An 18,304-nucleotide genomic window follows, 5' to 3' on the forward strand; every position below is an offset into this window, starting at 1 on the left:
CAGACAGAGAAGAAAATGAGCACATTACCACCATGCCCGCAATGCCAATCCGAATTCACGTACGAAGACGGCAGCCAGTTGATCTGCCCTGAATGCGCGCATGAATGGTCGGCCACGGCTGCAGAAGCGGCGGAAGAGGGCGCCAAGGTGTACCGCGATTCGGCTGGCAATATCCTGCAGGACGGCGACACGGTCAGCGTCATCAAGGACTTGAAATTGAAGGGCGGCGGCGGTGTCGTCAAGATGGGCACCAAGGTCAAGAACATCCGCCTGGTCGACAGCGACCACGATATCGACTGCAAGATCGACGGCTTCGGTTCCATGAGCTTGAAAACCGAGTTCGTGAAAAAAGTCTAAGCTTTTTCCTTGCCATTCGCGGCGCGCCTCGCATTCCTGCCGGCGCGCCGTTTTTTTATTCAGAAGCCATGCAAATCGATCATCTCCGCCAGCGCCTGCGCGCCCTGGGTGCCAAGCCCCTGCACGAACAGCGCGTGCTGCGCGACTGGATACAGGCGCAGCCGCACGATCAGGGCCGGCGCCGCGCCGAGGATTTTTTGCCGCTGCCTGTGCGCGAGGCCTTGCCCGCGCTCGACCTCGAATTGCAGGGCATGCTGAAGCTGCTCAGCACCCACCCGGGCGCGGACGGTTCCGCGCGCCTGCTGGTGGGACTGCACGATGGCCAGACGGTGGAAAGCGTGCTGCTGCCGCGCGACGGCTTGTGCGTGTCCAGCCAGGTCGGTTGCGCCGTCGGCTGCCAGTTCTGCATGACGGGCCGCGACGGCTTGATCCGGCAAGTCACCAGCGGAGAAATTGTCGCGCAGGTGGTGCTGGCGCGCACCTTGCGCCCCGTGAAAAAAGTCGTCTTCATGGGCATGGGCGAACCGGCGCATAACCTGAACAACGTGATGGAAGCGATCGAACTGCTGGGTACCGAGGGCAATATCGGCCACAAGAACCTCGTGTTTTCCACGGTGGGCGACCCGCGCGCCTTCGAGCGCCTGCCGCAAGGTCGCGTCAAGCCGGCGCTGGCCCTGTCCCTGCACACGACGAAGCGAGAGCTGCGCGAACAGCTGCTGCCGCGCGCGCCCAGGCTCACCCCGCAGGAACTGGTGGACTTTGGCGAATCGTATGCGCGCCTGACGGGCTACCCGGTGCAGTACCAGTGGACCCTGATGGAAGGCGTCAACGATGGCGAGGACGAGATGGACGGCATCGTGGCGCTCCTGCAGGGGAAATATGCGGTGCTGAACATGATCCCGTACAACACCATCGACGACTTGCCGTTCAAGCGCCCCAGCTGGGAAAAGGCGCGTGCGATTGCCGCCGCCCTGCACGCGCGCGGCGTGCTGACCAAATTGCGCGATTCGGCCGGGCAGGACGTGGAGGGCGGCTGCGGGCAGCTGCGGGCGCGCGAAGCGAAGGGCAGGAAAGTGATCGAGATACACGCAGCGTAGAACCGGGGTCAGACCCCCGGATACGTTGGCACCGAGCTTGACGCTAACAGTGTTGAGGGTCTGACCCCAGCCTTTGCCGTGGGGTTAAACTCCGCCCAGCAAATCGTTTTCATTCAATATCGCAAACGCGATCTCGGGATGCGCGGCCAGGCAGCGGCGCACGGCAGCCGGAACGGCGGCGCGCGTCTTGCGGCACAGGCCGGGCCGCTCCAGCAGGCGGATCTGGAAGCCGCGCACGGTGCGCACTTCGCCGCTGCCCGGTGTAATCTGCAATTCCACGCCCAGGTTGTCGCGCAAGCGCTGCTGCAGCTTCCGTAACTGCGCATGGGTGGCGATGCCCTCGATATGCGCCAGCAGGCGCTTTTCTTCCGCCAGGTTCAGGCGCAGGATGGCAAGGTCCGCCTGCGCATCGTCGAGCAGGCGCTCGCGTTCGCAGTCGCACAACTGCGGCGGGCACTCCTTGCGGATTTCAAAGTCGACGATGCGCATATGCGGCTTCCAATGGCGATCCCGGATAAATCAAGTATCGTCCGCCACCTGGCGCATGTCAATCAGCGCGGGCTGACGATCAGGCGCCAGCGGATCGGCCCCTGCTCGCTGCTGTGCTGGTGGTGGTTTTGCGGCGGCATGACGTGGCCTTCCGTCGAGACGATTTCGTGCGCGCAGCCGTCGCAGCGGTAGATGCCCGAATACGGCACGGCTTCGCCCGGTGACGTCAGTTCATCGAAACGCGGATGCATGGAGCGGGCCACATAGCTGGGGTTCTTGTAGTCGGCCATGGATTCCTCGGGAAGTGGGCAGGCCCCATTCTGGCACACAATCGCGCGCGGGCTTGACCGCGTGTCTTGGCGCGCGCGCCGCCCTGTGTTGTAATGTTGATCATCCCGATTGAACACGCCAGGCCATGAGAACCCGCATCAAGATTTGCTGTATCGCTTCCATCGACGAAGCGCAACTGGCCATTGCCGCCGGCGCCGACGCGCTGGGCCTGGTGGCGGCCATGCCCTCCGGCCCTGGCCCGATTCCCGATGCGCGCATCGCGCAAATCGCCGCCTGGACGCCGCCGCCCGTGGCCACCTTTTTGCTGACGTCCGAGACGACGGCGCCAGCCATCGCAGAACACGTGCGCGCCACGCAGCCGTCCACCGTGCAGATCGTCGGGCATATCGACCCGTGCGAGGTGGCCGAACTGGCACGCTTGCTGCCGCACGTGCGGCGCGTGCAGGTGATCCACGTGGAGGGGCCCGAGGCTTTGGCGCTGATTCCCGCCTATGCGCCCCACGTGCACGCTTTCCTGCTCGATTCGGGCCGTCCCGGCGCTGCCGTGCCTGAACTGGGCGGCACGGGCCGCACGCATGACTGGAGCATCAGCGCGCGCTTCGTGCGCGCCAGCCCCCGTCCCGTCTTCCTGGCCGGCGGGTTGGACGCCACCAACGCAGCCGACGCGCTGCGCCAGGTACGCCCCTACGGCATCGACCTGTGCTCGCGCGTGCGCACGGACGGCAAGCTCGATGTCATGAAGCTGGCCTTGCTGATGGCGGCCGTGCGCGACGCGGATGCGGTGCTGTACGCGGAAGGCTAGCCGGCCGGCAGTTTGGCCATCTCGCGCACGAATGCTTCCGTAAACGCGGCCACCATGCCGCCGGCCGCGCGCGGCGAGATCAATCCCACGACGGAGTGCGATTCTTCGTCCGGCAAGGGAATAAAACGCACGCCGGGCGGCGCCACCAGGCGCATGCTGTCCGGGACGATGGCGATGCCCATGTCGGCTTCGATCAGGTTCAGCTGCGAGGTCTTGCGCGACAGGGCGCGCGCCGCCTTGGGGAAAAAGCCCTGCGCCAGGCACAGGCCCGCCACCAGGTAGCTGAGGCCTCCGCGGTCCTTGTGCGGGATCGAGACGAATGCTTCGTCGCGCAGGGCGGCGATCGTCGTGCGCTCCAGCGCGGCCAATGGCGACATCGCTGACACGGCCACCACCAGCCTTTCCGCGTACAGTTCGCGCACGATGATGTTGGCATGCTTGCGCAAGGTGGGCAGGCGCACCAGGCCCAGGTCGGCGCGGCCTTCCTCGATGTCCGCCGCCTGGTTTTCCGACGATCCCTTGGAGATATCGAGCGAAACGCCGGGAAACTGTGCCAGCAGGCGGTTCAGCACGGCGCCGATGGCGGGCGTGAGGGTCACGGAACTCGAATGCAGCAGGCGGATGATGCCTTGCGCCCCTTGTCCCACGTGGCGCGTCTGGCGCACGGTTTCATCGATATCTTCGAGGATGCGTTTGGCCCGCTCATAGAAGACCTGTCCCGCAGACGTCAGTTCGATATGGCGCGCATCGCGCGTCAGCAGCAGCGCCTGCACCTCGCCCTCCAGCTCCTTGATCTGCCGGCTCAGGGCCGACTGCGCGATATATAATTTTTCCGCCGCGCGCGAGTAGCTGCCCGCATCGACGACTTCGACAAAATAGCGGAACTGTCTGATGGAAATCAATCGTATGCCTTTTCGAGATCGTAGACTGCCTGATTTGATATTAGCCTGGCCCCGGGGTTCGCGTTACAGTGGCCTGGTCTGCTGTCACTGCAAAGGAATGGCCATGCTGGAATTGATCGGGGTGCTGGGACTGCTCGTCAGTATTATCGTAAAACTGATTTTCGTCCAGATCGGCGGCGGTCGCTCAGGATTGGATAGTGAGGATTGATGTACGTTTCGCGTGGAAACCCAACGGCAGAAAGGCCGGGGTCGGTTCCTTTGGAATCGGAATACGGTCCGTTGAACCCTATTCCCCCTCAGGGTCCGACCCCAGTCTTCGTCTTCGGGGTTGCGAGCATTGCGACAAATCCGTCCTGCAAGGCGATGTGCTGTACCTTGTAATTCAATACCACCCCATCCCATTCCATCAACGGCAAGCCCGCGCACTTGAGCGCCGCCTCGCGCGCCGTCCATGCTTGCGCCAGGGCCAAGGGGCGTTGAGCATCGGGCAATGAAGCCAGCTCCTGCGTCACCTGCGGCCCCAGGTAGTCGCGCGCCAGATTGAACCAGTCGGCAATAGCCTGCACGCGCATCACGTCGATGCCGACAGGGCCATGCAGATGAACGGCGGCCAGCGAGATGCCCTCGTCATGGGTCAATGACAAACCCGCTGGGCGGCCGGCCAGCAGCAGGCGCGGGGCCTGGCCAGGCGTTGACTCCACCGAAATCGCCTCGATGTCCAGCTGCAGCCACTGGGCTAGCGCCTCGCGCACGGCGGCGCGGATGCGCAACCGGGCCTCGGTGCGCGGCAGCACGGCGGCGATGCCGATTACCAGCACGCCGTTTCCAGACCAGAGCACCGTACGATTCATCAACTGCGATCAGCTGCGCAGCGGCGCCGCCGGGCAGCCCGCCCAGTTGCTGCCGGCGGGGATGTGCTCGCCCTTCATCACCAGGGTCAACGGTCCCAGGCGCGCATTGTCGCCCACCTTGGCGCTGTACAGCACGGAGCTGCGCGGGCCCATGTAGACGCGCCGGCCGATTTCCACGTGGTCGATCTTCATCACGCGGTCTTCGAACAGATGCGTTTGCGGGCAGGTGAGGGCGTTCAATTCGCTGTAATCGCCGATGTGCACGCAGTCAAATTCCGTGATGTCGGTCGTGTCCATGTAGACGCCGCGGCCGATCTTGCAGCCGAACAGGCGGAAGGCGAGAGGCAGCCACGGCGTGCCGCGCAGGTAGCGCATGAAGTTGGGCACGGCGATACCTTCGTACAGATTGGTCACGCCTTCCGAAATCCACACGAACGGCGTCCACATGGGCGCCGCGTGCTTGCGGTAGCGTCCCAGAAGCAGCCACTTGAACAGCACCACCACGAGGAAATTGCCGATGCCGTAGGCCAGGCCGGCGATGGCCAGGTCGCCCACCACTTCGCCCCAGCGCCCGGCGCCCGCGATCGGCATCACGTCCAGCACCAGGGTATAGCCGACGGCGATCACCACCGCGTGCGGCGCGACGATGCGGAACGCTTCGATCAGGCTGCGGCCCAGGCGGCGCAACAGCGATGGCTTGAAGGTCAGGTGCTCGGCAAAGCCGCTGACCTGCTCGCGCGCGGGCAGGTGCATGGGCGGGGAGCCCAGCCACGTGTCGCCGCTGTGCATCTGTTCATTGCGCGGCGCATGCGTGTGCACGCCGATCAGCACGTGCTCGGGCAGCACCGTGCCGTCCGGGATATAGCTGCCGTTGCCGACAAAGCTGCGGTGCGAGATGACGGTGGGGCGCATGGTCATCCAGCCGCCGTCGATCTGTTCGTCGCCCAGCATGACGGCGTCGGCGATGAAGGTGTCGTCGCCCAGGGTCAGCATGTCGGGCACCACGCCCAGCGCCGTGGAAATCTCGGCGCCCTTGCCGACCTTGGCGCCCAGCAGGCGGTACCAGTACGGCGCGTAGACGGTGGCGTAAATGCCGTGCAGCACGTTCAGGCTCGATTCCTGGATATGGCTGACCAGCCACTTGGCGCAATAGATATTGCTGTGCACGGGCGAGCTGCCCGGCTTCAGGCGGGGCAGCGCGCCCCAGCGGATGGCCGCCGACAGCAGGGCGGTCAGCACGATCAGCACGGCGCTGGCGGGGAAGGCCAGCAGGAAGTAGCGGGCCAGCTGGGTCGTCACGTCGCGGCCCTGCAGCCACGGCATCATTTCGCGCTCGTCGAACCAGTCGATCAGCACGAAGCTGGGGAAGACGGGCATGAAGAACAGCACGGCGATGAGGACCATGCCAAAGCAGAAGAACAGGGTTTCGCCCGTCAGGCGCAGGCGCGAGACGGCGGGGCGCGGCGGCTGGCTGGCCACGTCAAACGGGCCGACATCGCGCGCGGGCGAGCCAGTCCAGACCCTGCCGGCCGGCACCGAGGCGCCATCGGCCAGCGCCGATTGTCCCTCCAGGTGGCCAAATGCGCCCACGCTGGTATTGCCTTCCAGGATAGCGTAAGAGCTGATGCAGGCATCGTCGCCGATGCGGATCTGGCCCAGCAACAGGCGGCCCCGCTCGACCCTGGCGTTTTCAAAGTTGACGGCATTGCCCACGCTGACATTGTCGCCGATGGCCAGCAGGTCGGGCGCGCGCAGGGTCATCGAGCCGATGACGACTTCCTTGCCCACCTTGGCGCCCAGCGCGCGCAGCCACCAGCTATTCAGGGACGAGCCGCTGAGCAGGTAGGCGGGCGCCGACTCGACCAGGCGGTCGGCCAGCCACCAGCGGTAATAGGTGACGCCCCACAGCGGATAGCTGCCCGGCTTCAGGCGCCCGGCGATCAGCCACTTGCCGGCAATCGCGATGGCAAATTCGGCCAGGGTGGCGAGCAGGAACACGCCGATCGAGGCGGCGATGGCGCGCGGCACGGTGTCTCCCGTGTCGCCCGTGAAGAAGTGATAGGTGAAAAACGGCGCCATCCACTGCGCCATACGCAAGGTGACGAGGCCCGGCACGGCCGCCGCCTGCGCCGCGCCGCACAGCCAGCGTTTCCAGGTCGATGGCGGCGTCCATTCCGCTTCCGGCGTGGCCAGCGCGGGTGCCTCGTTCAAGACGGCGGCGATCTTGCCGATCTGCCGGTTCTGATAAATGTCGCGCACCGTCATGTGGGCGTAGGCCGGATCGGCGCGCAGGCTCGATGCGAGGCGCGCGGCCAGGAAGGAATGGCCACCGAGGTCGCTGAAAAAGTCCAGCCGGCGCAAGATCGCCTGGCCGGGAAACAGCTTGGCCAGCGCCGCGAACAGGGCCGCTTCGGCCGGCGTTTCCGGCACGTCCGATTCGCCCGCCTCGCCTGCTGGCGGCGCCGACAATGGCATGGCTTTCAGGGCCTTCCTGTCGATTTTTCCGGAAGTGAGGCGCGGCATCAGCGGCAGTAATTCAAAACGGCCCGGCACCATATACGGCGGCAAATGCAGGTTCAGGGCAGTGCGCAGGGTTTTTGCCGCCAGGGCGTCCTCGGGCGCCTCGTCGCTGCAGACGATATACGCCACCAGCTGGTCGATGCCGTCGTCCTTGCGCAGCAATACTGCCACCGTGCCCACGCCCGCTTGCTGCGCCAGCACGGCTTCGATCTCGCCCAGCTCCACGCGGAAGCCGCGAATTTTCACCTGGTCGTCGGCGCGGCCCAGGCACAGCACCTGGCCGTCCGCATCGATGCGGGCCAGGTCGCCCGTGCGGTACAGGCGCGCGTCATCGTCACTGGTCGCCCAGGGATTGGGGAGGAATTTTTCCACCGTCAGGTCGGGCCGGCCCAGGTACCCCTCGGCCAGGCCGGGGCCGATGATGCACAGTTCTCCCGTCTCGCCACGTGGCAGCAGGGCCAAGGGACGGTTTTCTCCCGCTTCGGCCACCTGCAGCACCAGCAAGCCATAGTTGGGCAGCGGCGTGCCGATGGTCACCGGTTCGCCGGGCCGCAGGCGCGCCAGGCTGCACGAGACGGTGGCTTCCGTGGGGCCGTAGGTGTTGAACATGGCGCGGCCCGGGCGCGACCAGCGCTCGACCAAGGACTCGGGGCACATCTCGCCGCCCAGGTTGATCAGACGCAGGCTCGGCACGTCTTCGGCGAACAGGGCCAGCAAGGTCGGCACGGCGTGCAGCACGGTGACGTGGTTGGCGGCCAGCGCGCGCGGCAAGGTTTCCGGATCCCCCGAGATATCCTTGGGTCCCAGCCACAGGGTGGCACCCACCAGGTAGGCGATCCAGATTTCCTCGAACGACATGTCGAAGGCGACGGAAAAGCCCTGGTAGACGGTGTCGTCTTGCGTCACTTCCAGCACGGCGTTTTCGCTGCGCAGGAAGTGGCAGATGCTGCGCTGATTGATCAATATGCCTTTCGGCTTGCCCGTGGAGCCGGACGTGTAGATCACGTACGCCGGGTGTTCGGGCAGCACGGCGCCGCGCGCGGGCAAATGTTCGCCAGGCGCGGCGGGCGCCAGCAAGCTTTCCGCCGTCCATACGGGGCGCTGGACGCCAGCATCAGACAGGCGCGGCGCGAATTGCGCGCAGCTGACCACACCGGCGCCATTGGCGTCATCGAGGCACACTTGCAGACGCTCGACGGGCGTGTCTTCATCGACGGGCAGCCAGGCGGCGCCCGCCTTGGCGATGGCCGCCTGCATCAGCAGCAAATGCGCGCCGCGCGGCAGCCACAGGCCCACGATGTCGCCGGGCTTGACGCCGGCCGCCACCAGGCGCGCCGCAGCCAGGCCCGCCTGCGCATCGAGTTCCGCATACGTGATGCTGCGCGCGCCATCGATCAGGGCGGTTTGCTGCGGGCAGCGGCGGGCCGTCGCTTCCAGCAGGTCGGCCAGCACTTCTTCTCGCAGCAGATCCGGTCGCGGCGGGCCGTACAGGATGTCGGCATGAGTGGAAGGGGTGCCTGGGCTGGCTGCGGTGAAATCGTTCATGGATGACGCTTATCTGTAATGCGGTGTGAGGAATCTGACGGGCTGCGCGTGGTGCGCAGCACAGTTGATACATTACAGCACGCAAGACATTTCAGCGTTGCAGAACGGGGAATTTTGCGGGGCTTTCCGAAATAATGTGCTTGTCGGCTCAACTGCCATGATTACGGAATGTAAAACGGGGAAACATGGCGCCGATTTGCGCCACCGTGCACGCCGCCGGATAGCCGTGCAGGGGGCGGCCGGACAGCGCCGCATCCGCGCAGCCTTCGGCGCGGAATTGCTGCAGAACGTAGTTATCGACGCCTTTGGCGGCCAGAGTGGCGGCCAGGGCCAGCAGCTGGTCGTCCGGCAGCAGGTCCGGGTGGGTGGTGGTGCGGCATTCGTAGGCGACGCCGCTGGCGAGGATGGCGTCCAGGCAGGCGCGCGCCGGGTCGCCGCTGCCGGCCACGCGGGTCACATGTCGATAGTCGGCAAACGGCGCCTTGATGTCGAAGCCCACCCAGTCGACCAGGGGCAGCACTTCCTGCAGGCGCTGCGGATAGATGCAGGCCGTGTGCAGGCCGATGCCGAAACCCAGTTCCCGGACGTCCAGCATGGCGCGCCCCAGCGCCGGGTCCATGCACGCCTCGCCGCCGCTGAAGACGACGGCGTCGACGAGGCCCGCTCTGCGCCGCAGCCAGGTCAGTACATCCTGCCAGGGCATGGCGCCTTCCGGTGTGCGGGGCTGCAAGTGCGGATTGTGGCAATAGCCGCAACGCCAGGGGCAGCCCTGCACGAAGACGACGGCGGCCAGCTTACCGGGATAGTCGGTGGCGGAAAAGGGCGTCAGGCCGCCCACTTTCAGTTCAAGCGCCATGGCAGGCGGGCTGGCCAATCCGGGCGCCCGCTTCCGTAAAGTACTGGCGCTCGTGGAATTCGCCCTGCTTGCCGATGTTGAACGAGGCGACGGGGCGGTGATAGCCCATCACGCGGGTCCAGATTTCGCAGCGCTGGCGTTCGGTGTCGAGCAGGGTGATGGCGGGAGTGAAGTCGGGACGTGCATTCATGGCGTTTCCTTGAGTGGGTGAGCAAGATCGGATTGTTTGCGCGCGATCAGTTCCGCGTCGCAGGTGGGGCAGAATTCATGTTTGCCGGCCAGGTAGCCGTGGCGCGGGCAGATGGAAAACGTGGGCGTGACGGTGATGTAGGGCAGCGAAAAGCGGCTCAGGGCGCGTTTTACCAGTTCGCGGCAGGCGTTCGCGTCCGACAGCGCTTCCGTCATGTACAGGTGCAGCACCGTGCCGCCCGTGTACTTGCGCTGCAGCGTGTCCTGCAGGGCCAAAGCCTCGAACGGGTCGTCCGTATGGCCGACGGGCAGCTGCGACGAATTCGTGTAGTACGGGTTGTCGACCGTGCCCGCCTGCAGGATGGCGGGATAGCGCTTGCGGTCTTCGCGGGCGAAACGGTACGTCGTGCCTTCGGCCGGCGTCGCTTCCAGGTTGTACATATGTCCCGTCTCTTCCTGGAAGGCCACCATGCGGTCGCGCACGTGGTCGAGCAGGCGCACTGCCAGCGCATGGCCTTCTGGCGTCGTGATGTCCCAGGCGTCGCCGCTGAAATTGCGGATCATCTCGTTGATGCCGTTTACGCCCAGGGTGGAAAAATGGTTGCGCAGGGTGCCCAGGTAGCGCTTCGTGTAGGGGAACAGGCCTTGCTGCATCAATTCCTCAATGGTGCGGCGCTTGATTTCCAGGCTGGTCTTGCCCAGCTCCAGCAGGCGGTCCAGGTCCGCCAGCAGCGCCGCCTCGTCGCCGCGCCACAGGTGGCCCAGGCGCGCGCAGTTGATCGTCACCACGCCCAGGGAGCCCGTCTGCTCGGCGGAACCGAACAGGCCATTGCCCCGTTTCAGCAGTTCGCGCAAGTCCAGCTGCAAGCGGCAGCACATGGAGCGGATCATGTTCGGTTTGAGTTCCGAATTGATGAAATTCTGGAAGTAGGGCAGGCCGTAGCGGGCCGTCATCTCGAACAGGCGTTCCGCGTTTTCGCTATGCCAGTCGAAATCCTCGGTGATGTTATAGGTGGGGATGGGGAAGGTGAAGACGCGGCCCTTGGCGTCGCCCGCCATCATGATCTCGATGTAGGCGCGGTTGATCATGTCCATTTCCGCCTGCAGCTCGCCATAGCTGAAGTCCATTTCCTGGCCGGCGATGACGGGAATCTGCTCGCGCAGGTCGTCCGGGCAGACCCAGTCGAAGGTGAGGTTGGTGAACGGTGTCTGCGTGCCCCAGCGCGATGGCACGTTGAGGTTGAAGATCAGCTCCTGCATGTACTGGCGCACGTCTTCATAGCGCAGGCTGTCCTTGCGGATGTAGGGCGCCATGTAGGTGTCGAAGGAGCTGAACGCCTGCGCGCCGGCCCACTCGTTTTGCAGGGTGCCGAGGAAATTGACGATCTGGCCGATGGCGCTCGACATGTGTTTCGGCGGACCCGATTCGATCTTGCCCGGCACGCCATTCAAGCCTTCGTGCAGCAGGGTGCGCAGCGACCAGCCGGCGCAATAGCCGGCCAGCATGTCGAGGTCGTGGATGTGCAGCGCCGCTTCGCGGTGCGCCGCGCCCACTTCCGGCGGATAGACCTGGTCCAGCCAGTAGTTGGCGATGACCTTGCCCGACACGTTGAGTATCAGGCCGCCCAGCGAGTAGCCCTGGTTGGCGTTGGCGTTGACGCGCCAGTCGCGCCGGTCCAGGTATTCATTGATGGACGCGGCGACATCGACCTGGCCGCGTGTTGGGGAAACTGCATTCGTCGTCATGAAACCTCCAATAAACACAACATGCGGTGTTTTTATGGAGATTAATCACTAAATATAGTGGCGTCAAAGGGCGCGTGCAGCGGCGTGACGAATCCTTGATGCAGGTGAAAAAAGCGCCTCTGTTTATTTTTTCAGGCGGCCCTGGCGCAGGATCAAGACGGTCGCGCCGAAATACGCGGCGCCGCAGGCGGCGATGCTGGCGACGGAGGCGGGCAGCACGTGGGCCCAGATTTCCAGCGGCGAGTAGGTGCTCCAGCTGGCCACGCGCGCGTCGAAGGTGACGTAATTGGCCAGCAGCCAGTAGATGGCCAGCAGGCCCGTGCAGATGGCGGCCTGGCGCAGCAGCGGCAGTTGGCGGCGCGCGAATACGGCCAGCAGGAACAGCAGCACGCCCGGATACGCGCCCAGCACTTCGGGCGACAGCACGGAGATGGTCCCCGCGTCATAGCCATCGGCCGGGCCGGCCCACTGCACTTGCAGCGCGGTGAGGAACAGGGTGAGCAGGAAAATCAGCAGCGGTTTGCGGGTCATGGCGGGCAATCGGACAGGGAGAAAAGGGGGGGCATTTTACAGCCAGGTCAAGCAAGTTGAACGCGCGCCAGCCATGCATGCATTCCTTCACCTGCGTCAAGGACTGGGCAGCCTGGGCGGGGCTATAGTCTGCACCCTGAGCCGATACAGGACTGTGAACACCATGATGCTTGAATCAACCACCGCCACCCGCGTGGCCGGACCGCTGGAACTGGTCTGCCCCGCCGGCAGCCTGCCAGCCTTGAAAGCGGCCGTCGACAATGGCGCCGACACCGTTTATTTGGGTTTTCGCGACGCCACCAATGCGCGCAATTTCGCCGGCCTCAATTTCGACGAGAAGGCCATCGCCGAGGGCGTGCGCTACGCCCACCAGTATGGCCGCAAGGTGCTGCTGGCGCTGAATACCTATCCGCAGCCGCACAACTGGGCCGTGTGGCGCAGCGCCATCGACCGCGCCGCCGATGCCGGCATCGACGCCATGATCGTCGCCGATCCGGGCTTGATGGCCTACGCGGCCCAGCACCACCCGCAGCTGCGCCTGCACCTGTCCGTGCAGGGCTCGGCCACCAACTACGAAGCCATCAATTTTTACCAGGAACACTTCGGCATCGCCCGCGCCGTGCTGCCGCGCGTGCTGTCGATGGCGCAGGTGGAGCAACTGATCGCCAAGACGGAAGTCGAGATCGAGGTGTTCGGCTTCGGCAGCCTGTGCGTGATGGTCGAAGGGCGCTGTGCGCTGTCGTCATATGCGACGGGCGAGGCGCCGAACACCCACGGCGTGTGCTCGCCGGCGAAATCCGTGCGCTGGCTGGAAACGCCGAACGGCCTCGAATCGCGCCTGAACGGCGTGCTGATCGACCGTTACGCACCGGGCGAAAATGCCAGCTACCCGACCCTGTGCAAGGGGCGTTTCGAAGTCAATGACGAAGAGTATTACGCCATCGAGGAGCCGGCCAGCCTGAACACGCTGGCGCTGCTGCCGCAGCTGATCGCCATGGGCGTGCGCGCCGTGAAAATCGAAGGGCGCCAGCGCAGCCCGGCCTACGTGGCGCAGGTCACGCGCGTGTGGCGCGAAGCGATCGACGCCTGCCGCGAAGGCAATGCGCGCTACGCCGTCAAGCCGGGCTGGATGGCGGCCATGGACAAGCTGGCCGAGGGCCAGCAGCACACCTTGGGCGCGTATCACCGCTCCTGGAAATAGCAAAGCCTGCTGCGCTTCTCGACCCCGCCGCGAGCCGCTCGCTACGGTTCTGTAACTTAAAAATACTGGAAAAGGCATGCTAAAACTATCGTTGGGCCCCTTGCTGTACTACTGGCCGCGCGCCACCGTCTTCGAGTTTTACCAGCAGATCGCCGGCACCGCCGTCGATATCGTCTACCTGGGCGAAACCGTGTGCTCGCGCCGGCATGAGCTGCGCCTGGCCGACTGGCTCGATATCGCCGACATGCTGGCCGCCGCCGGCAAGGAAGTGGTGCTGTCGACGCAGGCGCTGATCGAGGCGGGCGCGGAACTGGCGACCCTGCGCCGCATCACGGGCAATGGCCGCTATCCGGTCGAGGCCAACGACATGGGCGCCGTGCACTGCATGGAAAAGGGCACGTCCTTCGTCGCCGGTCCCCATCTGAACCTGTTCAACGGCCCCAGCCTGCAATTGCTGGCGCGCCTGGGCGCGCAGCGCTGGGTGATGCCGCTGGAAATGGGGCAGACGGCGCTGGCCGAGATGCAGCGCCAGAAGCCGGAAGGGCTGGAGACGGAAGTCTTCGCCTACGGCCGCATGCCGCTGGCGTTTTCCGCGCGCTGCTTCACGGCGCGCAACCGCAACCTGCCGAAGGACGATTGCGGCTACAGCTGCCTGGAAGAGCCGGACGGCCTGCTGCTGCGCACGCGCGACGAAGTGCCCTTCCTCGTACTGAATGGCACGCAGACGCAGTCGGCGCTGGTCTACAACCTGGTGCGCGAACTCGACTCCATGCGCGACATGGGCGTGGCGGTGGCGCGCATCAGCCCGCAGGCCATGCATACGGAACAAGTCATCGCCATCTTCGACCGCGCCCGCCGCGGCCAGGTCAGCGGCATCGGCGCCCAGGCCCAGCTGGCGGCCTGCCAGCCGGCCGGCGCCTGCGACGGCTACTGGCACGGCCGGCCCGGCATGGAACAGCACGCCGCCCATTGAACGCCTCGAAAGGAAGCACCATGCAAGATCAACTGGAAAGATTGCCCGTCCCGGCGCCGGTCCCCGCCCGTCCCGGCATGAGCAAGCCCGCAGTGTCGTACCGGCTGCCGGAACCGCTGGCCGAATTGCTGTCCAAGCTGCCCCCGTATCCCGCCTCCTGGCTGTTCGTGCAGGGCTTGAACCGCCTGCTGGCGCCGCAATTGCCCGACGACGTGCGGCGCAGCCTGGAAGGGCGCAGCTTGCGTTTGCGGCTGCTGGACGCGGGCATCGCCTTCGACTTCGAGTGGCAGGGCACGGTGTTCGTGGCCGAGCGCTATGTCGACGTGCCCGATCTGTGCATCGCCGCCAGCGTGCATGACTTGATGCTGCTGGCGCGGCGCCAGGAAGATCCGGACACGCTGTTCTTCAGCCGCCGTTTGAGCCTGGAAGGCGACACGGAACTGGGCTTGCTGTTCAAGAATACGCTCGATGCTATCGAGTTGCCGCCATTCGACCTGCAGGCGCTGGGACCGCGCCGCGTGCTGGCGCATCTGCGCGACCGGGGCGCGCGGGAAGGCTGAGTGGGGAATTGCCGGCAGGGCGGTCAGTGGCGGCAGTGGCCGCAGGCGCCGCTGCACGAGGCCAGCTGTTCTTCATCCGTCGCCTCGCCCATGAAGCCGGCGTCATTGACGGCGGCCAGCAGGCGTTCCTGCGTGGCCAGCCGTTCGTCGAACTGCACCGTGGCGCCGTGGCGCGCCAGCGAGACGCACACGGTGGCTACGCCCGTGACGGCTTCAAGCGCGCCCGTCAGCCTGTCGGCGCAGCCTTCATGATCCATTCCGATAATATTCAAGCGTGCAGTCTGCATGGGTTCCTCTTGTTTTTCAGATAAAAAAACAGCGTAGGCGAGCCATGCGCATGCCGTCCAGAGCAGCACGCAAGATTTATTTTGTATTTGCGGTTTTATTGATCTGGATTAATCCCCAGCCCTGCGGGTCAGCTTGAAAGTGCTGTTGTTTTGTACACAGTTGCCGTATTCCAGTCGACAAGCATGCCCTGCTGCGCGATACTGTCATTCTGATAAGAACGCTATGACAGCGCTGGAAAGGAGGGGCCATGCAGCGCCGCCCCCTGCTCAAGCTTGCCGCCCTGTGGCCGTTGGGCGCTGCCGCCGGCGCGGTGCCGCCGCTGCCGCTCGTGTATCCGCGCCACCAGGCGCTCGATGATCCGCAGCAAGGCTATGTGACGGCCTTGCTGCAACAGGCGCTGGCCCGTTCGGGCCAGGCGTATGCCTTGCGCCGCTCCGAACTGCGCATGGTGCAGACGCGCGCCATGCAGGAAATCGCCACGGCGTCGGGTGGTGTCGACGTCGTCTGGGCCATGACGAGCCGCGCGCGCGAAACGCAATTGTTGCCGGTGCGCATCCCCATCGACCGCGGCCTGATCGGCTGGCGCGTGGCCCTGATCCAGGCGCGCCAGCCGCAGCTGCTGCGCGACGTGCGCAGCATCGCCGCCCTGGCGCGGCTGTCGGCCGGCCAGATGCGCGACTGGCCCGACTCCGCCATCCTGCAGGCGAATGGCTTGCGCCTCGATACCTCGAGTACCTATGAAGGCTTGTTCCAGCAACTGGCGGCAGGGCGCATCGATTACTTTCCCCGTTCCGTGATCGAGGCGCAAAGCGAACTGGCCAGCCATGCGCACTTGCCGCTGGCGCTGGACGCCCACCTGGTCATCCGCTACCCGGCCGCGCTGTACTTCTTTGTCGGCAAACACCGGCCGGAACTGGCCCGCCACATTGAAAGGGGATTGGAAAGCATGCTTGCCGATGGCAGTTTCGCGCAGCTGTTCCAGCGCCATTTCGGCCGTCTCGCGGATGGTCTGCATCTGTCCCGGCGCCACGTGCTGGAGCTGGCCAATCCCGACTTGCCCGAGCAGACGCCGCTGGCGCGCAAGGCACTTTGGTATCGTCCAAAACATTACTAATAGTTTTATTGATCAGTGTCAAACAGCGGCTTCAATCGTGCGCCCGATGTTTGATGAAACGCAAAGCGAGTTCAACAGAACACCTGTTGACACTTGTAAAATTTTCACCGAACATAATTCCACGTTGCAACTCTTTTGCTTACGTTCCCAGCACAAGCGCTTGCCGCAGGTGCCGTGCGGGAGCCGTGCGCCCGTTCCACAGCCAGCTGCCGCCAGCCGCCGAACGCGCTGTCCCCTTGTCACCATCCGTTATCTTTTCGAAGGTTCGTCCATGCTCGATTCGATCACGTCCGTATTGCACCAGGTGCCGGAACTGGCCCTGTTCCTGGCGCTGGCCCTGGGTTACGCGGCAGGGCAGATACGCTTCGGCCCCATCCAGCTGGGCGGCGTGTGCGGCACCCTGGTCGCCGCGCTGCTGATCGGCCAGCTGGGCATCACCCTGGACGCCAGCGTCAAGAATGTCTTCTTCATGCTGTTCATCTTTGCCCTTGGCTATGCGGGCGGCCCCCAGTTCTTTGCCAACCTGAATGCCAAGGGCTTGCGTCTGGGCATACTCTGCCTGATCGAAGTGGTGGTGGTGCTGGCGCTGGTACTGCTGGCCACGCGCTTCCTGGGCCTGGACCAGGGCACGGCGGCCGGCATGATGGCGGGCGCGGCGACGGAGTCGGCCGTCGTCGGTACGGCCACGGACGCCATCTCCAAGCTGGCCTTGCCGGCAGCGCGCATCGCCGAATTGCAGGCCAACGTGGTCACCGCGTATTCCATCACTTACATCTTCGGCCTGATCGCCATCGTCATCGTCACCAGCCAGATTTTTCCGTTGTTGCTGCGTGTCAACCTGCGTGAGGAAGCCGATAAATTGTGGGAAAAGATGGGCGGCGCGCAGACCGATGGCGACGGCGTGCAGGCCACGCCGGAGATGGTGGGCCGCGCCTACCGCATCAGCCGCGGCGCGGGACGCCGCCTCGACGCCTTGCAGCATATCTTTGCGGGCCGCGCCAGCATCACGCGCGTGCGCCGGCACGGCAAGGTATTGCCCTTGGAACCGGCATTGCGCTTGCGCAATAACGACGAAGTGCTGGTGATCGGCCACCGTCCCGCGCTGGTGGCGGCTGAAGCCATCCTGGGCGAGGAATTTGCCGACACGACGGGTTTGAACATGGCCGTCTCCGCCGTCGAAGTGGTACTGCAGCAAGCCGCGCTGGTCGGTCAGCCCTTGCGCCAGCTGGCCTTGCCGTCCGGCGTGCACGTGGCGACCGTCGTCCGTGGCGAACACAGCATGCCGCCGCTGCCTGATCTTTCCTTGCAGCGCGACGACGTGCTGCGCCTGTATGGCACGACGGAAGGGAGGGAACTGAACACGGCGCTGGCCGCCATCGGCAAGCGCGTGCCCACGGGCGACCGCAGCAATATCGTGTATGCCAGCATCGGCATCGTGCTGGGCGTGTATATCGGCGGCTTCTCCGCCAAGCTGGGCGGCATCCCGTTTTCGCTGGGCACGGGCGGCGGCGCCTTGCTGACGGGGCTCGTGTTCGGCTGGTACCAGGCGCGCAAGCCGGGCATGCAGGGCATCCCCTCCAGCGCGCTCGACATGATGAAGGATATCGGCCTGGCCACCTTCATCGCCTGCGTGGGCCTGGCGTCGGGACCGCAGGCGATCGACCTGATCCGCCAGTACGGCCTGTCGCTGCCCTTGATGGGGGTATTGATCGCCGTCATCCCCGCCTCGCTCTCCTTGCTGGTGGGACACTTTTTCCTCAAGCTGGAAGCGCCCGTGCTGTTGGGCGCCATCGCCGGCCAGCAGTGCAGCACGCCGGCCCTGTCCGCCGTGCAGAATGCGGCCGGCAATTCCACGCCCTTGCTGGGCTACACGATTACCTATGCGATCTCGAACGTGGTGCTGCCCCTGCTGGGGCCGCTGATCGTGGCCCTGGCAGGGTCGGTGCACGCATGAGCAGCCAGCAAGGGCAAACGCAGTAAAGAATTCCTTCA

Annotated in this window: 18 protein-coding genes; 8 read left to right on the forward strand and 10 right to left on the reverse strand. The window is 65.1% G+C overall.

The window, feature by feature from the left end:
* Positions 1-15: 15 nt before the first annotated feature.
* Both BZG29_RS11195 and BZG29_RS11200 read left to right on the forward strand, forming a co-directional pair.
* Positions 16-357: a zinc ribbon domain-containing protein YjdM gene (locus BZG29_RS11195; RefSeq protein WP_077402365.1), complete on the forward strand. Its 342-nt coding sequence runs from the start codon at positions 16-18 to the stop codon at positions 355-357.
* Positions 358-425: 68 nt separating this feature from the next.
* Entirely contained in the window at positions 426-1,454 is a 1,029-nt protein-coding gene (locus tag BZG29_RS11200; protein WP_077402368.1) for an RNA methyltransferase, read from the forward strand.
* Positions 1,455-1,538: 84 nt separating this feature from the next.
* Here the strand turns inward: BZG29_RS11200 and BZG29_RS11205 are convergent, their stop codons facing one another.
* Both BZG29_RS11205 and BZG29_RS11210 read right to left on the reverse strand, forming a co-directional pair.
* Complete coding sequence (locus BZG29_RS11205; protein WP_077402371.1) at positions 1,539-1,943, reverse strand: hypothetical protein; 405 nt, start codon at positions 1,941-1,943, stop codon at positions 1,539-1,541.
* Positions 1,944-2,005: 62 nt separating this feature from the next.
* Positions 2,006-2,233, reverse strand: coding sequence for a hypothetical protein (locus BZG29_RS11210; protein ID WP_077402374.1), 228 nt, complete (start codon positions 2,231-2,233; stop codon positions 2,006-2,008).
* A gap of 125 nt (positions 2,234-2,358) precedes the next feature.
* Here BZG29_RS11210 and BZG29_RS11215 point away from each other — a divergent pair, with 125 nt between their 5' ends.
* Positions 2,359-3,036, forward strand: coding sequence for a phosphoribosylanthranilate isomerase (locus BZG29_RS11215; RefSeq protein ID WP_077402377.1), 678 nt, complete (start codon positions 2,359-2,361; stop codon positions 3,034-3,036).
* On the opposite strand, the gene BZG29_RS11220 is transcribed toward BZG29_RS11215, so the two are convergent.
* The 7 genes from BZG29_RS11220 to BZG29_RS11250 all read right to left on the reverse strand — a co-directional run bounded on the left by BZG29_RS11220 (position 3,033) and on the right by BZG29_RS11250 (position 12,176).
* Positions 3,033-3,938 carry a LysR family transcriptional regulator gene (locus BZG29_RS11220; protein WP_077402380.1) on the reverse strand — a complete coding sequence of 302 codons (906 nt, stop codon included), beginning with the start codon at positions 3,936-3,938 and terminating at the stop codon, positions 3,033-3,035. The two genes, BZG29_RS11215 and BZG29_RS11220, sit on opposite strands and share 4 nt — an antisense overlap.
* Positions 3,939-4,234: 296 nt before the next feature.
* Positions 4,235-4,777, reverse strand: coding sequence for a 4'-phosphopantetheinyl transferase superfamily protein (locus BZG29_RS11225; RefSeq protein ID WP_171984981.1), 543 nt, complete (start codon positions 4,775-4,777; stop codon positions 4,235-4,237).
* Between the two features lie 21 nt (positions 4,778-4,798).
* Positions 4,799-8,854 (reverse strand): Pls/PosA family non-ribosomal peptide synthetase, encoded by a 4,056-nt coding sequence (locus BZG29_RS11230; protein ID WP_077402387.1) that lies wholly within the window; start codon positions 8,852-8,854, stop codon positions 4,799-4,801.
* Between the two features lie 148 nt (positions 8,855-9,002).
* Complete coding sequence (locus tag BZG29_RS11235) at positions 9,003-9,710, reverse strand: anaerobic ribonucleoside-triphosphate reductase activating protein (RefSeq protein WP_077402390.1); 708 nt, start codon at positions 9,708-9,710, stop codon at positions 9,003-9,005.
* Positions 9,700-9,900: an anaerobic ribonucleoside-triphosphate reductase gene (gene nrdD / locus BZG29_RS11240; RefSeq protein ID WP_077402393.1), complete on the reverse strand. Its 201-nt coding sequence runs from the start codon at positions 9,898-9,900 to the stop codon at positions 9,700-9,702. The genes BZG29_RS11235 and nrdD overlap by 11 nt, the downstream gene beginning before the upstream one ends.
* Entirely contained in the window at positions 9,897-11,645 is a 1,749-nt protein-coding gene (locus BZG29_RS11245) for a ribonucleoside triphosphate reductase (protein WP_077402396.1), read from the reverse strand. The genes nrdD and BZG29_RS11245 overlap by 4 nt, the downstream gene beginning before the upstream one ends.
* A 123-nt stretch (positions 11,646-11,768) precedes the next feature.
* Positions 11,769-12,176 carry a hypothetical protein gene (locus BZG29_RS11250; protein ID WP_077402399.1) on the reverse strand — a complete coding sequence of 136 codons (408 nt, stop codon included), beginning with the start codon at positions 12,174-12,176 and terminating at the stop codon, positions 11,769-11,771.
* A 166-nt stretch (positions 12,177-12,342) separates the two neighbouring features.
* Here BZG29_RS11250 and BZG29_RS11255 point away from each other — a divergent pair, with 166 nt between their 5' ends.
* From BZG29_RS11255 to BZG29_RS11265, 3 genes are all read left to right on the forward strand, one after another.
* Complete coding sequence (locus tag BZG29_RS11255) at positions 12,343-13,377, forward strand: peptidase U32 family protein (RefSeq protein ID WP_077409063.1); 1,035 nt, start codon at positions 12,343-12,345, stop codon at positions 13,375-13,377.
* A 76-nt stretch (positions 13,378-13,453) separates the two neighbouring features.
* Positions 13,454-14,350, forward strand: a complete 897-nt coding sequence (locus tag BZG29_RS11260) for a U32 family peptidase (RefSeq protein ID WP_077402402.1) — start codon at positions 13,454-13,456, stop codon at positions 14,348-14,350.
* Positions 14,351-14,370: 20 nt separating this feature from the next.
* Complete coding sequence (locus BZG29_RS11265) at positions 14,371-14,910, forward strand: SCP2 sterol-binding domain-containing protein (protein ID WP_077402405.1); 540 nt, start codon at positions 14,371-14,373, stop codon at positions 14,908-14,910.
* A gap of 23 nt (positions 14,911-14,933) precedes the next feature.
* Here the strand turns inward: BZG29_RS11265 and BZG29_RS11270 are convergent, their stop codons facing one another.
* Entirely contained in the window at positions 14,934-15,197 is a 264-nt protein-coding gene (locus BZG29_RS11270) for a heavy-metal-associated domain-containing protein (RefSeq protein ID WP_077402408.1), read from the reverse strand.
* 248 nt (positions 15,198-15,445) lie between these two features.
* Here BZG29_RS11270 and BZG29_RS11275 point away from each other — a divergent pair, with 248 nt between their 5' ends.
* Together BZG29_RS11275 and aspT are read left to right on the forward strand one after the other, a co-directional pair.
* Complete coding sequence (locus BZG29_RS11275) at positions 15,446-16,312, forward strand: transporter substrate-binding domain-containing protein (RefSeq protein WP_077402412.1); 867 nt, start codon at positions 15,446-15,448, stop codon at positions 16,310-16,312.
* 271 nt (positions 16,313-16,583) lie between these two features.
* Positions 16,584-18,266, forward strand: coding sequence for an aspartate-alanine antiporter (gene aspT, locus BZG29_RS11280; RefSeq protein WP_077402415.1), 1,683 nt, complete (start codon positions 16,584-16,586; stop codon positions 18,264-18,266).
* Positions 18,267-18,304 lie beyond the last annotated feature (38 nt).

Source organism: Janthinobacterium sp. LM6, assembly GCF_002002885.1.
In the GTDB taxonomy this organism is placed as follows: Bacteria; Pseudomonadota; Gammaproteobacteria; order Burkholderiales; family Burkholderiaceae_D; genus Janthinobacterium; species Janthinobacterium kumbetense.